Source organism: uncultured Microbacterium sp., from assembly GCF_963521645.1.
Taxonomy (GTDB): domain Bacteria; phylum Actinomycetota; class Actinomycetes; order Actinomycetales; family Microbacteriaceae; genus Microbacterium.
In genome coordinates this window covers 25,302-39,701 of the sequence record NZ_CAUQVQ010000008.1, presented here as the reverse complement: position 1 = coordinate 39,701, position 14,400 = coordinate 25,302, and the positions used below count along the sequence as shown (strand labels likewise).

Here is a 14,400-nt window from a genome sequence, read left to right as displayed (position 1 = left end):
GTCAGCCCTGGAACTCGCGAAGCTCGTCCGCCGTCAGCGACAGCGTCGAGCCGAGATAGGTCCCGACCGGGAGGTCGATCACGTCGTCGTAACTCTCCAACGTGATGATCACCAGCTCGGGGGGAGCGTCTTCGCTGTCCGAGACCGTGCCATCGGCTTCCGGTGCGGTCACTTCGAAGTCGTAGCTCTGGTAGTCCCCCGGATCCGCCGCCACGACCCTGATCGTCTCGTGCATCACGTCGCCGATGTCTTCAAGGCCCTTCTCGTCGACCGTGAGCGACACGTTCACCGCGAACGCACCAGGAACTCCCGTGTTGTACGAGCCGATCCCCGCCTCCACGACACCCGGGATGCCTTCGATTCCGGCGATGACCGCGGCGTCGTCCATCTCCGCGCCGGCGGATCCGCTCGACGGGACCGCGCATCCGCCGAGAAGTACGCCGAGTCCCAGAAGCACGGCGGTCGTGGACAGTGGCCTGCGGCGATGGGTGAGCACCCCTCGACTCTAGGGTTCGACGAGCTCTCCGATCGTGCGCACCAGCGCGGAACACCGATGTTCCGGTCACCGGAGATTCGCCTCGCCCATCGCATTCCCTTCCGGGCTGCCTCTGTCCGCACGGAGGCAACCGTCGTCGGATCGACCCGGGACCTTCGACTCTTCACCTCTGATCACACATGCCGGACCATGGCTCGAACCTGTTCTGATCCGAGGAGACGGTGGACCATGCCTGCACGATATGTCCTCGGCGTCGGCGATCCGCAGGCGGCGAACGGGGCCGAGGCATGGGCGGAATTCCACGCCTCTCAGGCCGGAGTGTCTCTCGTGCGGGTGCATGTCGGCCCTGTCGACGTCGCCGACGCGTCGCGTCGGGTGTCCGACCCCGCGTCACGCGAACTCGTTCACCTCGCCGGGGCGGTGCCGGAAGCACTCGCGCGCTTCCTGAACACCGATGACACCCTCGTGATCGGCACAGGGAAGACCGGATTCATCCGCAGCCGTGTCTTCGGCTCGTTGAGCCTCCAGATCGCCGCCGAGGTCGACTGCACGGTGGCGGTGGTTCCTCAGGTGGATCTGCGCTTCCGGCGCGGAGTCGTCGGGGGAGTCAAGGACGACGACCTGCTGGTGCCCATCGTTCGTGCGTGCACCGACGAGGCCCGCGCGCTCAACCAGCCGATGCAGTTGATCCACTCCTCGTTCACGGGTCTCGTGCCCGCCGATGTCGAGACGCGCGAGCGGGTGCTCGACCGTGCGGCTGTGGTCGCGAGCGCCGGTGTGGACCGCGCGAACATACGCACGCGCACCACAGGTCGTCCGCCGGCAGAAGCGCTGCTCGACGCGTCGAGGAATGCGTCGCTCCTCGTCGTCGGATCGGGTCAGCGGCGCGGAGCCGGCCACGCACTCGGGTCTGTCACGCACGATGTGCTTCTGAACATCAACGCGCCCGTCCTCATCGTCCGCCGGCTCTGGACGGATCGCGCCGAACCGTGAGCGGTTCCGCCCACGGCCGTGCGCTCGAGGTTCGAGGTGCTGTTGTGGCGAGACTTTCGACCCTACCGACGCCGGACGGGAGGACAAGGGTGGCGATATGACAACGAACACAGAGTCCCTGCCGATCATCGTCGGCGTCGACGGCTCCCCCTCCTCGATCGCTGCCCTGCGCCGTGCCGCGGAGATCAGCGCTGCCCTCGGCATCCCGCTTCGGGCGATCACCACCTGGGAGTACCCGGCGATGTTCGACACGTACTACCCGATCGACGACTGGTCGCCCGAGGGCGATGCGGAGAAGGTGCTCGCCGACTCCGTCGCCGAAGCGTTCCCCGCTTCCCCACCATCAGGGTTCACCCAGTCGGTGATGCAGGGGCCAGCGGCGCGGGTGCTGATCGAGCAGAGCGAACGCGCGTCGATGCTCGTGCTCGGCAGCCGGGGTCACGGCGGCTTCGCCGGTCTGCTGCTGGGATCGGTCAGCAGTGCATGCGCCGCGCACGCGCATTGCCCGGTGCTGGTCATGCACTCCCCCAAGATCGCCGCCGACCCAGCGACGTGAGGATCAAACAGAGGGGCCCTCGGCCCGGAACACGCCCCCTGGATCGCGCGGGACGACCTGTAGGACGGAACGAACAACTCGACTCGAGAGGGAGCGTCATGATCGAACGGTTGCGGGTTCTGTCGTTCTGGTCTCTGGTCGCGCTGGCGATCTTCCAGGCCGTATCCGCGTTCGCCGGCGGCATCGGTCTCGTGGCGACGGCCGGACTCGGAATGCCTCAGTCCGCTCTCGACGACGGTCCGTTCAGATCTTTCGTATGGCCTGGGGTGATACTCGTCGGCGTGGTCGGAGGATCCCAGGCTCTTGCGGCCGGACTCTTGTTGGCGCGCAGAGAGTCCGCTCTGCTCTGGTCTGCGGTGGCCGGGTTCGGCATGCTCGTGTGGATCTTCACCGAGACCGGGATGATCCGCGGGATGCTCTGGCTGCAAGCGCTCTACTTCTCGACAGGCATCGCCCAGTTGGTGGCCGTGATGGCGATGCTCGGCGTCGCGGCGTGGCTCCCGCGCACCTCGTTGGCATCCCTGAGCACGCCAGAGATCATCGAGCCGCAGGATCCCTAGGCCGGATTCGCGGTCGGGAGTCGGACTCGTCGCGCCGGGATCCGCACGCGACGTCGACGTCGGGCTCGGCCGCGGCGGTGCAGGGAGCGGCGCGGTCGGTCTGCGCCGGGGGCGGCGGCGACGGGTCCGCTCCTCAGCGAACCACGACCGCGACGGCACCGAGCCGGTCGAGCACCTCTTGACTGGTCGATCCAACCAGGAGACGCGCGAGAGCACCGTGTCCGCGGGAGCCGACCACCACGATGCGAGCGGTCTCTGCGTGACGAGCGATGATCGCTGCCGGGTGACCGCGTTCGACCACACGGACGACCTCCAGCTCCGTGTGCAGCCGGGTCACCCCCGCCACAGCATCGTCGAGCGTTTCCCGAGCGAGTCTCTGCATCCCGTCGATGTACGACGGAGGGTATTCGTGCATGCCCAGCGGTAGCGGAAGAGGGGACCATGCCGTGATCGCGGTGAGTTTCTCGCCCGTGCGGGCAGCCTCGACGGCGGCGAATTCGAGTGCCCGTGCGGAGAAGACGGATCCGTCCACTCCGACGACGACGCCGTGGCGGCTGGCGATGTCCACGTCCGGAACAACGGCGACGGAGCAATGCGCGCCCGCGGCTATCCGTGGTCCGTGAGAGTACCGGTCGGACGCAGCGCTCCGACCTCGGTCGGCGCCGCCGATCACGAGGAGATCGAAGAGCATGCTCGCGTCGACGATCTCGCCCACGGGATCACCCCTGCCGATCCTCGTGTCCACGGTCAGGCCGCCTGCGCGGAGGTTCTCAGCGACGCCGTCCAATGTCCTGCGTGCGGACTGGAGCAAGGCGTCGAGGACACTGCCCTCCCCGACCGCTCCCACCGCTCCCCCGACGATCGATATCAGCTCGATCCTCGCGTGGCGGTCATACGCCCTGCGGGCTGCCCAGGCCGCCGCTCGTCGCGATGCGGCGGATCCGGTCACTCCGACCAGGATGCTCTCCGTCACGTGTCAGCTCCGATCACGTCGATTCTCTCGATGGCCGGCGAACGGCTGTCAGTGCCTCTGAGGGTCCGACCATCTGCTCGTCGTCAGAAACCGCGGACCGAGATGCGATTGTCGACATCCGACACGTGCGGGGGACGACCACGCTGTGTTCGCCGCCTGACGGCGCTCGGCCCAGGTCTTGACGGTTCCGCGCAGGATCACCCTGTTGCCGTCCACCTCCACATGGATGCCCTGCGCATCGAGCTGGGCGTTGCGAGTGAACGCATTGCGCACTCCGACCACGATCGTCCAGGTCCTCGGTCTCGATCAGAGCATTAGGTCCCATGCGTCCGTCCGTCGCCGACTCGACACAGGAGATGCCGGGCATCCGAGCCGCCGCGTGCCGCGCAGCGCACGTTCCGATGCGCTAGAGCGAGACTGAGCTGGGGTCACGAACCGGTACGACGTCGGCGGTCTGATACTCGAAGACCAGTCGCGCCGGCACCGTTCCGGCGAGCACCTCGTCGACCGAGGAGTTCACCTGGTCGAGCTCCCGGGTTTCTGTGACGACTCTGGTGCGACCCGCAGCGTGAAGCGCGAAGACCTCAGCCAGATCCTGCCGTGTGCCGACGATGGAGCCGATGACGCTGATGCCCTTCAGCACGGTGTCGAAGACAGGTATCGTCAGTTCACCGCCGGCAGGCAACGAGACCAGGATCAGGCGTCCTCCGCGGTTGAGCGCGGTGAAGGCCTGCGTGAACACGGCGGGGGCGACCGCGAGCACCACGGCGACGTCTGCCCCGCCGAGGTCGTGGATCGCGTCCACCGGATCCACCTCCGCGGCATTGATGACGTGATCCGCCCCGAGCTCCGTCGCGAGCTCGAGCTTCTCGGTCGTCACATCTATCGCGATCACCTTCGCGCCGACCAGGCGTGCATACTGCACGGCGAGATGGCCCAGCCCGCCGATCCCGAAGACGGCCACGGTCTCGCCCGGCGTCACATGCGCGTTCTTGATGGCGGCGTACGTCGTGACTCCCGCGCATGTGAGCGGCGCGGCGTCGAGCGCCGTCACCCCATCGGGAACGAGGGTGGCGAAGCGGGAATCGGACAGCATGTATTCGCTGAAGCCGCCATCGACGGTGTAGCCGTTGTTGTACTGCTGCTCGCAGAGATTCTCGCGGCCGCTGACGCAGTATCGACATTCGCCGCATGCGTGCCCGAGCCAGGGCATCGCGACTCTCTGACCGACCGTGCGATTCGCGACTCCGGGGCCGATCGCCTCGATGATCCCCACTCCCTCGTGACCGGGCACCAACGGGAGAGCCGGTTTCACAGGCCAGTCGCCGCGCATCGCGTGGATGTCGGTATGGCATAGTCCGCATGTCTCCAGGCGAATCAAGACCTGACCGGGACCGGGCTCCGGAAGCGGACGCTCGTCCACATGGGCACTCTCACCGGAATTCGAGACGACTGCTGTTCGCATCTTTCCTCCTTGACGACTGGATACATGAAGTCTTGAGGGGGTGCTGTGCCGAGATCGGGTCCAAGGTCCCGCCGTCGGCGTCACCCCGCGTGCTGCTCGGGTGACAGTTCGCGGTCGTTCGCGAAATGCACCTGTTGCTCGTGATCAGGCACCTCAGCGGTCCACCCCAGCTCGCGTTCGATGCGGAGGCGGAGGGTGTCGGCGGCTGAGGGCTCGCCGTGGGTGACGTACACGGCGCGTGGCGGTCGCGGAGCGCCACTCATCCACGCGAGCAGGTCGTCCGCGTCGGCGTGTGCGGACATCGAGTCGATGACGGCCACTTCCGCCCTGATGGGCACGTCATTGCCGAAGATGCGCAGCGAACGCTCTCCCGCCAGGAGGCGCGCACCTCGTGTGCCCGGAGCCTGGAATCCCGTCAGGACGATGGTGTTCCGCGCCTCCGGGCCGTACGCCCGCAGATGATGCAGGATGCGTCCGCCCGTGAGCATCCCGCTCGCGGAGATGATGATCATCGGCCCTCCACGGAGGTTGAGGAGCTTCGACTCGTCCACGCTCCGGACCGGCGTGGCGAGTCCGTACATCCGTTCCACCTCATCGAGCGAGATGCGGTGCTGATCGGGATGGCTGCGGTATACATCGGCGACGCTCACGGCCATGGGACTGTTGACGTGCACAGGGACATCGGGAAGCTCGCCGCGCTCCCGGAGCCTCGACAGGTGCAGGAGTATCGTCTCGGTGCGCCCGACCGCGAAGGCGGGGATGAGGACCACGCCACCCCTGTGGACGGTTCGTCGGACGATGTCCGCGAGCTGGTCCTCGGGGTTCACTTCGCTGTGTCGGCGCTCCCCATACGTCGATTCCGTGACGAGCACATCCGCGCCGTCGAAGGGGTGAGGCGGTCGCATCAGCGGGTCGTCGGGACGTCCGAGGTCGCCGGTGACGCACAGGCGCTGCCCTTCGACGTCGAGGTAGGCGCTCATGGCGCCGAGGATGTGACCGGCACTCGAGAAGCGCAGGTTCATGGAACCGGGCAGCGCGATCTCCTGACCGTCGCGGACAGCGACGAAATGGTCGAGCGAAGCCCTCGCGTCGTCGACCGTGTACAGCGGGCGAGGACGCTCGTGTCGGGACCATCCGTGTCGCGCGGCGTGGCTCGCTTCCTCTTCGAGAAGGTGAGCGCTGTCCAGCAGCATGATCCGACAGAGGGCGATGGTGCCCTCACTCGCGTAGATGCGGCCGTGGAAGCCGTCGCGCACGAGGGCAGGGATGTATCCGGAGTGATCGAGGTGAGCATGCGTGAGAACGAGCGCGTCGATCGAGCTCGGCGACACGGGGAACGGAGAACGGTTGCGCTGACGCAGCACCTTGAAGCCTTGGAAGAGGCCGCAATCGATCAGGGTTCGCGTTGTCGAGTCGGTCACCAGGTATCGGGAGCCCGTCACCGTACCGGCGCCGCCCAGGAATGACAGCGTCGCGCCGCGGTCCCTGCGCGCGGGACGCGGAGTGGTCGCGGTCATCGTGGGATCCGTGCCGTCTCGTCGGTCAGGGCGAGAGCGGCCTCCGCGATCTCGCGACCCCAGCGCACGGCTCGGTCGCGCTCCGTCGACAGCAGACGGCTGTGCGAGTCGACGAGGAAGCTCTCGGGCGCGAGGATCTCACGCAGTCCGTACTTCTTCAGACGCCGCCCGATGGCCGTCGCCGCCGAGCCGGTGAAGATTCGTGGCATGTCGACTCGGGTGTCGAACGCGACGTACCCGAGCCGCGCTGTCGGACGCCGTTCCAGCCATTCCCTCATGCCCGTCGTGTGGGGGGAATCGTCCAGGGTGAGGTGCCGCGCCCGATCACGCGCCCACCGCTCGGCTTCCGCGCGCGATGCGGGGGTGCTCAACGAGTGGGCGTGCGTCGGCGCCCCGACGACGAGGATGTCGCAGTCCGCGCTGGGCGAGGCGAGGCTGATCGGCGTCACGGTTGCCAGGAGTTGCTCTCGGATGCCTTCCGTCAGCGACTCCGCCACGCTGCGGGTGCTTCCGAACAGCGATTCGTAGACGACGGCGACTGCGGGTGGGCGGGCGGGGGTGAGAGTCGAGTCGTTCATGGCGCTCCTTGGCTGACGATGTGGTCTCCCTCTCCCCCATCGTCTCGGTCGAGAGCATCGCCGTCAGGGCACAAGGTCCCTCGCGGCGGCGGAACACACGGGGAACACCGCCTCGTTCGCGAACTCCGGGGCGAGAGGAGGAGGTCGTGCGTCCCCTGGCCACGCCCGCCCTCACAGAAGCGTGCGGCCCTCGCCTTCCCGGGCCGCGTACACCGCGGCCTGAGTGCGGCGTTGCATGCCGAGCTTGGCGAGAAGACCGGAGACGTAGTTCTTGACCGTCTTCTCGGCGAGACCGAGTCGCTCGCCGATCTGCCGGTTGGTCAGGCCCTCGGCGATCAGTGTGAGCGCCTGACGCTCTCTCAGCGTCAGCTCCGCAGACGGCCCGTCCCTCTCTTCGACCCGAGCCTCGAGGCTGCGGCGCACGCGTTCGGAGACCTCTCCGGGCACGAGGCTCTCTCCCCTCGCGACGCGATGGATGGAGTCGATGAGCGCCGATCCGTGAATGGTCTTCAGCACATAGCCGGACGCACCGGCCACCACCGCGGCGACGCTGGCCGCATCGTCGTCGAATGCGGTGAGCATGAGGCAGCGGATGTCGGGATGGCTCGATCGGATGAGACGGCACACGTCGACCCCGCCGCCGTCCGGGAGGTTCACGTCGAGGACGACGACATCGGGAGAGGTCGCCGCGACTCGCCCGAGAGTCCCCTTCGCGGTCGCGGATTCCCCCACGACCTCGAGGCCGGGATCGGCATCGATCAGGCGAGTGATCCCTCGGCGAACGATCTCGTGATCATCGACGACGAAGACCCGGATCACGATTCCGCCGCTTCCATCGATGCGAGCGGTGCGTGCCAGCGCACCCGCGTGCCTCCCTCACTTCGCGCTTCGACACGGTACACGCCGCCGTGCGTCCGCGCTCGGGTCGCGAGATTCACGGTGCCGCTCTGCCGCGCCGGTCTCGCCGGCATTCCGATCCCGTCGTCATCGATGACGACCGTGATATGCGACGCGCTGGCGGAGACGGTGACCTCGGCGCTCGTGGCTCGTGCGTGCCGGGCGACGTTGCTGAGAGACTCTCGCACGACCGCGACGACGTCGTCGGCGAGCGCACCCGTCACCAGGAGGTCGATGGGCCCGGCGAAAATGACGCGCGGCGAGACGCCGAGCAGCGGTGCGAGTTCGTTCGCCACATCGAGCAGTCGATGCCTGACGGATTCGGGATCGGGAGTCTGCAGGGCGAAGATCGCGGTGCGGAAGTCTGCGATCGCGGCGTCGATCTGCTCCACCTGTGCGGCGATGAGTGCCGCATGATCGGGGATCTTGGCGGCGAGCGCCTGGAGGCCGAGTCCTGCGCCGAACAGTCGCTGGATGACGTTGTCGTGGAGGTCTCTGGCGATGCGAGCTCGATCCTCGATCAGATCCAGCCGTTGACGATCTGCGCGGGCCTGGGCGACCGCGAGCGCCAGCCCCGCCTGTGCCGCGAACTCCGCGAGTGTCGACAGGTCGTCGGGAGAGAACCTGCGACCGCCCGCGCCCCGCGTGACGCAGAGAGCACCCGCCGATACGCCGGCGACGATCAGCGGCACCGCGATGGTCCAGCCGTCCGCGATGTCGGCGTCCTCCGACAGGGCCCCGAGCGTCCCGTCTGCTTCCATCACCCCGCCGCTGGCCATCGCGCGCGAGACGACCGTGTTGTGCTCGGGCACGTCGGTGCCCTCGAGCGATTCGGCATCCGTTCCGCGCGCCGTCTGGATCCGGAAGCGCTCGGTGATCGGATCCGGAATCACGATGCAGACGATGTCTGCGTCGACCAGCGATGCCACCCTCTCCGCGAGAACACCGAAGACGTCACCGACATCGGGCGCGAGCAACGCTGCGGTGATCTCTGCCAGTGCGCTGCTCAGTCTCTGCCTGCGCCGCGACTCCTCGAACCGTCTCGCGTTGTCGATCGCGATCGCCGCGGTGGATGCGAGGGCGAGTACGAGTTCCTCGTCTTCGACGGTGAAGGTGCCGCCGGCGCGGTTGGTGAGGTAGAGGTTGCCGAAGATCTCGCCGCGCACTCGGATCGGCACACCCAGGAATGTGCGCATGGGCGGATGGTGAGCCGGGAATCCGACCGCGCGCGGGTCGCTGCCGAGGTCGTCCAGCCGGATCGGATGCTCGCTCTCGATGACCGCTCCGAGGATTCCGTGTCCTTCGGGGAGGTGTCCGATGCTCTGCGCCACGTCAGCCGCCATCCCGACGTGGATGAACTGTTCGAGGAGGCCGTCGCGATCGATGACGCCGAGGGCACCGTATTCGGCGTCGACGAGTGCGACCGCCGCCTCGGCGATATGGCGGAGAACCTGCTCGAGTTCGAGGTCCTCGACGACGGCTTGGCTCGCGCGCAGGAGACTGCGGAGCCGCCCCTGAGCCCCGAGAACTCGGTGCGCACGATCCACCAGCTCCCCGATCGTGCGTTCTAGCTCGGAACGATGCTGATCCGGGAACTGGAGGTGCTCGTCGTCCATCGCACTCCCTTCCGGGCCGTCACTGGTGACGAGGATACTCCCGCGCGGGCTCGTGGGACCATCGGCTCCGCGCATCGGCGAGCGGAGGCCCACGGCCCCATCAGAGAGGGATGGTGCGGCCTGACGCACCATCCCTCTCCGTCTCCCCCTTCACACCACCGCCCTCGGCTCGCTCGCAGGTCCCCACACCTGACGAGCGACCGACCCCCGCACAGGCGGCTCGCGCCCGTTCCCTCGGGTCGGGACGGGGCTGCGGCAGTCGCATCCCGTCAGTCGTTGCCCCACGGCTGCAGATGCGGGATGGGTTGCGGTTTGTCGACCGTTCGTCGAGGCATGCTGCGCCGCCACGCGCCACGGTCGCTCGCACTGGCGCTCTCCTGCGTCGCGCGGTGCCCGTCAGTCGGCGGCGCACCAGGGGGACGCGCAGGGAACCGGCGACCCGTGACCGTCGCGGGGACGAGTCGTATGTAGTCGTGTTTCGCAGTGGGACTGCTCGACACCAGATCGAGTATCCCGGACGCCTCGATGAGAGCGTCGGTGTCCAGGCGCTGCGCGACGCCCCTGATCACGACGCTCCAGTGGAACCCGTCCTCGGTGCCGTCCACCTCGAGGGCCACGTCGGGATGGGCGACGATGCTCCGCAGCTTGGCACCGGGAGCGGATCGCATGTACACGCTTCCCTCGTACACGAGATAGTTGAGGGGGAACACGTCGGGGTGACCATCCACGTTCTGCAGCGCGAGCCGTCCCAAGGAGTGCGCTTCCACGAGTCGCCAGCATGCCGACGTGCCGATCTCCTCGACGCCGAGCGCGTCGTCGACCGCCGCAGACGCCGCGGGCTCTCGGGCTTCGTGTGTCGTGTCTTCGTTCGCCACGATGATGTCTCCTGGGTATCGTCTGCCGGACTGCGTCGAGAATGCACCGGATGTCCTGTCGGAACGCGTACAGTCAATGGCCCCGCGGTCGCGGTCGACAGGGCCTAAAGTCCCGACGGCGTGCGGAGACCGCGCGGTACCCTGGTGCTCACGCGCAGACGGTCGGGGAAGGGTGGCCGAGATGTTCCGGATCTTTCTCGTCGATGATCACGAGGTCGTTCGTCGGGGCGTCGCCGATCTCCTCGCCGCCCAGCCCGACATGATCGTCGTCGGTGAATCGTCCACATGCCGGGATGCCGCGTCCGGCATCGCCGCGACCGCTCCCGATGTCGCGGTTCTGGATGTGCATCTCCCCGACGGCAGCGGGATCGATCTGTGTCGTGAGATCCGCCAGACGCACCCGCGCGTGCAGTGCGTGATGCTCACCGCCTTCGACGATGTCGACGCCCTGTTCGCCGCGATCCTCGGCGATGCGGCCGGCTACCTGGTGAAGACGCTGCGCAGCGACGAACTCGCACAGGCGGTCCGTGCCGTCGCTCAGGGTCGCCGACTGATCAAGCCGTCGATGATGCGCCATGTCTCCCGGAGCGTCGGAGACGCGGACGAGGACGACCCCCGATTCGGCGCTCTCAGCCAGCGCGAGAAGCAGGTCCTCGCCCTCATCGCCGAGGGGATGTCGAATCGGCAGATCGGCGATCGGCTCGGCCTGGCGGAGAAGACCGTCAAGAACTACGTGTCGTCATTGCTGAGCAAGCTGGGCCTGGAGAGGCGCACACAGGCGGCGATCATCGAGGCAGGGAGAGCGGGCCGTGCGGTCGTCAGCCCGGGCTCGGCGACCACTCCCAGTTCCTGATCTCGGGTGGGTCCTCCCCATGGCGCCGGGTGTACGCCCGTGCGCGCACCCGCGAATCCTGCATCTCCTGACGCAGGACCGCTTCTCGAGCGCCGAGGCGCGGAACGTGATCGATCACGTCCATCACCAGGTGAAAGCGATCGATGTCGTTCATCATCACCATGTCGAACGGAGTGGTCGTCGTTCCCTCTTCTGTGTATCCGCGAACATGGAGTTGATCGTGACCGTGTCGCCGGTAGGTCAGGCGATGGATGAGCCAGGGATAGCCGTGGTAGGCGAAGATCACCGGCCTGTCCGTGGTGAAGATCGCGTCGTACTCGCGATCGCTCAGCCCGTGCGGATGCTCGCGCTCGCTCTGCAGGCGCATGAGGTCGACCACGTTCACGACGCGCACCTTCAGGGCGGGGATGCGTCGACGCAGGATCGACGCCGCCGCGAGGACCTCGAGAGTCGGCACGTCGCCGGCTGCGGCGAGAACCACGTCCGGGGTCTCTCCGGCAACTTCTGTCCCCGCCCACTCGAAGATGCCGAGTCCGCGCGTGCAGTGCTCGACGGCAGCGTCGATCCCGAGCCAGTCGGGTGCAGGCTGCTTTCCGGCGACCACGACATTGACGTAGTCGCTCGATCGCAGGCAGTGATCGTACGTGGACAGGAGCGTGTTGGCGTCGACGGGCAGGTAGACCCGCACCACATCGGACTTCTTGTTCACGACGTGGTCGATGAATCCGGGATCCTGGTGGGACAGTCCGTTGTGGTCCTGCCGCCAGACATGCGAGCTGAGAAGGTAGTTCAGCGACGATATCGGCCGCCTCCACGGAATCCCTCTCGCGGTCTTGAGCCACTTGGCATGCTGGTTGAACATCGAGTCGACGATGTGGATGAACGCCTCGTAGGAGTTCAGCACACCGTGGCGTCCGGTGAGCAGATATCCCTCGAGCCATCCTTGGCACTGATGCTCGCTGAGCATCTCGACCACCCTGCCGGCGTGCGACAGATGGTTGTCGGCGTCCATCGGCAGCGACTCCGCGTTCCACTGCTTGTCCGTCACCTCGAACACGGCATCGAGTCGATTGGACGCCGTCTCGTCGGGACCGAAGATGCGGAAGTTGTCAGGGTTGGCCGTGATCACGTCGCGAAGCCACCCCCCCAGCACACGCGTCGCCTCGCTCGTCGTCGCACCCGGGCTCGGCACGTCGACCGCGTGCCCTCGGAAGTCCGGCAGACGCAGCTCGCGCCTGAGCAGCCCGCCGTTGGCGACCGGGTTCGCGCTCATGCGGAGTTCGCCGTCGGGCGCCAGCGCCGTGATCGATTCCCTGACCGCGCCGCGCTCGTCGAAGATCTCGTCCGGGGCATAGGACCGCATCCAGGATTCGAGCAGCCGCGTGTGCGCATCGGTGTCGCGCGCGTCGCGCAGAGGCACCTGATGCGAACGCCAGTTGTTCTCCGCCGGGTGTCCGTCGATCGTCTCCGGGCAGGTCCAGCCCTTCGGCGTCCGGAGGATGATCATCGGCCATGCGGGTCTCGTCCGCAGAGCGCCGGCTGCCGCATCGGCCTTGATCTGTGCGATGTGGTCGAGCACTCGGTCCAGCACGATCGCGAAGCGTCGATGCACCTCCAGCGGATCCTCGTCATCGAATCCTCCGGAGACGATGTGAGGGGTGTACCCCAGACCACGCATGAGCGAGAGGAGCTCCGGCTCGGGGATGCGCGCGAGCAGGGTCGGGTTCGCGATCTTGTATCCGTTGAGATGCAGGATCGGGAGCACGACGCCGTCCTGCCGCGCGTCGACGAACTTGTTGCCGTGCCAGCTCGTCGCAAGCGGCCCCGTCTCCGCCTCGCCGTCACCGACGACCGCCACGGCGAGAAGACCGGGATCGTCGAACACCGCGCCATAGGCGTGGGAGAGCGCGTAGCCCAGTTCTCCGCCCTCATGGATCGATCCGGGCGTCTCCGGGGCGACATGGCTCGGGATCCCGCCGGGGAACGAGAACTGTCGGAACAGGCGACGCAGGCCGTCCTCCGAACGATCGATGCTGTTGTAGACCTCGCTGTACGTGCCGTCCAGGTAGGCGTTCGCCACCATCCCCGGCCCTCCGTGCCCCGGACCTGCGATGTAGATCGTGCGGAGGGAACGCTCCCTGATGGCGCGGTTGAGATGGGCGTAGACGAACTTCAGTCCCGGAGTCGTGCCCCAGTGCCCGAGCAGCCGCGGCTTGATGTGCGCAGGCAGGAGCGGTTCGCGGAGCAGCGGGTTGTCGAGGAGATAGATCTGCCCCACCGACAGGTAGTTCGCCGCGCGCCACCATGCGTGCACCGTCTCCAGGGTCGACGCCGTCGGAGGTTCGCCGCTCCCGAGCACCCAGGCGCCCGCGCTCCCGGTGTCGTCGCGGTCGGCGGCCGGCGCCGCGGTCGAGGGCGTCCACACTGCGCTCATGCCCGCAGTCTCTCCGCAGCACCGGCGGGTGACAGAGCCGAAGGTCCCATCCCGAGCGCCGCGACGCCTGGCGCGACGACAGGACTTTCGGCCCGCTCTCCCCGGCCGCGCGTCCAGGACGATGAGCACGACGACGTCGTCTGGAACGGAGGTCATCATGACGGAGATCGAACGCTCGCTGACGCGACCTCTGAGCGAAGACGAGTGCTGGGCGCGCCTCGCGAGAGCTCCCTACGGACGGATCGCCTGCGGCGCAGCCGGCGAGATCGACATCTTCCCCGTCAACCACAAGACCGATGGGCGGGCGATCGTCTTCCGCACGTCCGCCGGGACAAAGCTGCTCGAACTGACCATCCACAGCTCGGTCGCCTTCGAGGTCGACGGATACGACGATGACGAGGCTTTCAGCGTGGTGGTGAAGGGAACGGCGGAGGAGTTCGACCGGGATGCCGACGTGCTCGCGGCGGAACGCCTCGGCGTGCGCCCCTGGGCCCCCGAGGAGAAGGATCGCTGGGTCAGGATCGTTCCCACCGGGGTGCGAGGTCGAGTGTTCGAGCTCGCACCCCGGTAGTCCTCGTGACGAGGTG

General features: G+C 67.5%; 15 protein-coding genes. 5 read left to right on the top strand and 10 right to left on the bottom strand.

Annotated elements, in window-relative coordinates; translation table 11 throughout:
• Position 1: 1 nt before the first annotated feature.
• Positions 2-496, bottom strand: a complete 495-nt coding sequence (locus tag RWO82_RS03835; protein WP_314423565.1) for a hypothetical protein — start codon at positions 494-496, stop codon at positions 2-4.
• A gap of 228 nt (positions 497-724) precedes the next feature.
• Between RWO82_RS03835 and RWO82_RS03830 the strand changes: the two genes are divergently transcribed.
• From RWO82_RS03830 to RWO82_RS03820, 3 genes are all read left to right on the top strand, one after another.
• Positions 725-1,489 carry a universal stress protein gene (locus RWO82_RS03830; protein WP_314423562.1) on the top strand — a complete coding sequence of 255 codons (765 nt, stop codon included), beginning with the start codon at positions 725-727 and terminating at the stop codon, positions 1,487-1,489.
• A gap of 97 nt (positions 1,490-1,586) precedes the next feature.
• Positions 1,587-2,045, top strand: a complete 459-nt coding sequence (locus RWO82_RS03825; RefSeq protein ID WP_314423559.1) for a universal stress protein — start codon at positions 1,587-1,589, stop codon at positions 2,043-2,045.
• A 98-nt stretch (positions 2,046-2,143) separates the two neighbouring features.
• Positions 2,144-2,605: a hypothetical protein gene (locus tag RWO82_RS03820; RefSeq protein WP_314423556.1), complete on the top strand. Its 462-nt coding sequence runs from the start codon at positions 2,144-2,146 to the stop codon at positions 2,603-2,605.
• Between the two features lie 133 nt (positions 2,606-2,738).
• On the opposite strand, the gene RWO82_RS03815 is transcribed toward RWO82_RS03820, so the two are convergent.
• From RWO82_RS03815 to RWO82_RS03785, 8 genes are all read right to left on the bottom strand, one after another.
• A complete protein-coding gene (locus RWO82_RS03815; protein WP_314423552.1) occupies positions 2,739-3,578 on the bottom strand; it encodes a universal stress protein in 840 nt (279 codons plus the stop codon).
• 48 nt (positions 3,579-3,626) lie between these two features.
• Complete coding sequence (locus tag RWO82_RS15535; protein WP_399540709.1) at positions 3,627-3,851, bottom strand: BON domain-containing protein; 225 nt, start codon at positions 3,849-3,851, stop codon at positions 3,627-3,629.
• 133 nt (positions 3,852-3,984) lie between these two features.
• Complete coding sequence (locus RWO82_RS03810; RefSeq protein ID WP_314423550.1) at positions 3,985-5,043, bottom strand: zinc-dependent alcohol dehydrogenase; 1,059 nt, start codon at positions 5,041-5,043, stop codon at positions 3,985-3,987.
• 80 nt (positions 5,044-5,123) lie between these two features.
• Complete coding sequence (locus RWO82_RS03805; RefSeq protein ID WP_314423547.1) at positions 5,124-6,560, bottom strand: MBL fold metallo-hydrolase; 1,437 nt, start codon at positions 6,558-6,560, stop codon at positions 5,124-5,126.
• Complete coding sequence (locus tag RWO82_RS03800) at positions 6,557-7,138, bottom strand: hypothetical protein (protein ID WP_314423546.1); 582 nt, start codon at positions 7,136-7,138, stop codon at positions 6,557-6,559. The genes RWO82_RS03805 and RWO82_RS03800 overlap by 4 nt, the downstream gene beginning before the upstream one ends.
• Before the next feature lie 171 nt (positions 7,139-7,309).
• A complete protein-coding gene (locus RWO82_RS03795; protein WP_314423543.1) occupies positions 7,310-7,957 on the bottom strand; it encodes a response regulator transcription factor in 648 nt (215 codons plus the stop codon).
• Positions 7,954-9,651, bottom strand: coding sequence for a GAF domain-containing protein (locus tag RWO82_RS03790; protein ID WP_314423540.1), 1,698 nt, complete (start codon positions 9,649-9,651; stop codon positions 7,954-7,956). The genes RWO82_RS03795 and RWO82_RS03790 overlap by 4 nt, the downstream gene beginning before the upstream one ends.
• Positions 9,652-9,920: 269 nt before the next feature.
• A complete protein-coding gene (locus RWO82_RS03785) occupies positions 9,921-10,526 on the bottom strand; it encodes a pyridoxamine 5'-phosphate oxidase family protein (protein ID WP_314423538.1) in 606 nt (201 codons plus the stop codon).
• A gap of 181 nt (positions 10,527-10,707) precedes the next feature.
• Between RWO82_RS03785 and RWO82_RS03780 the strand changes: the two genes are divergently transcribed.
• A complete protein-coding gene (locus tag RWO82_RS03780) occupies positions 10,708-11,379 on the top strand; it encodes a response regulator transcription factor (protein WP_314423536.1) in 672 nt (223 codons plus the stop codon).
• Here RWO82_RS03780 and RWO82_RS03775 read toward each other — a convergent pair.
• A complete protein-coding gene (locus RWO82_RS03775; RefSeq protein ID WP_314423534.1) occupies positions 11,345-13,813 on the bottom strand; it encodes a phosphoketolase family protein in 2,469 nt (822 codons plus the stop codon). The genes RWO82_RS03780 and RWO82_RS03775 overlap by 35 nt on opposite strands.
• A gap of 157 nt (positions 13,814-13,970) precedes the next feature.
• Between RWO82_RS03775 and RWO82_RS03770 the strand changes: the two genes are divergently transcribed.
• Positions 13,971-14,384: a pyridoxamine 5'-phosphate oxidase family protein gene (locus RWO82_RS03770; RefSeq protein ID WP_314423531.1), complete on the top strand. Its 414-nt coding sequence runs from the start codon at positions 13,971-13,973 to the stop codon at positions 14,382-14,384.
• Positions 14,385-14,400 lie beyond the last annotated feature (16 nt).

Coding starts and splice junctions, on each gene's coding strand:
- RWO82_RS03800 (WP_314423546.1), bottom strand. CDS start 7,138: ATGAACGACTCGACTCTCACCCCCGCCCGCCCACCCGCAGTCGCCGTC.
- RWO82_RS03810 (WP_314423550.1), bottom strand. CDS start 5,043: ATGCGAACAGCAGTCGTCTCGAATTCCGGTGAGAGTGCCCATGTGGAC.
- RWO82_RS03790 (WP_314423540.1), bottom strand. CDS start 9,651: ATGGACGACGAGCACCTCCAGTTCCCGGATCAGCATCGTTCCGAGCTA.
- RWO82_RS03830 (WP_314423562.1), top strand. CDS start 725: ATGCCTGCACGATATGTCCTCGGCGTCGGCGATCCGCAGGCGGCGAAC.
- RWO82_RS03770 (WP_314423531.1), top strand. CDS start 13,971: ATGACGGAGATCGAACGCTCGCTGACGCGACCTCTGAGCGAAGACGAG.
- RWO82_RS03775 (WP_314423534.1), bottom strand. CDS start 13,813: ATGAGCGCAGTGTGGACGCCCTCGACCGCGGCGCCGGCCGCCGACCGC.
- RWO82_RS03820 (WP_314423556.1), top strand. CDS start 2,144: ATGATCGAACGGTTGCGGGTTCTGTCGTTCTGGTCTCTGGTCGCGCTG.
- RWO82_RS03780 (WP_314423536.1), top strand. CDS start 10,708: ATGTTCCGGATCTTTCTCGTCGATGATCACGAGGTCGTTCGTCGGGGC.
- RWO82_RS03805 (WP_314423547.1), bottom strand. CDS start 6,560: ATGACCGCGACCACTCCGCGTCCCGCGCGCAGGGACCGCGGCGCGACG.
- RWO82_RS03825 (WP_314423559.1), top strand. CDS start 1,587: ATGACAACGAACACAGAGTCCCTGCCGATCATCGTCGGCGTCGACGGC.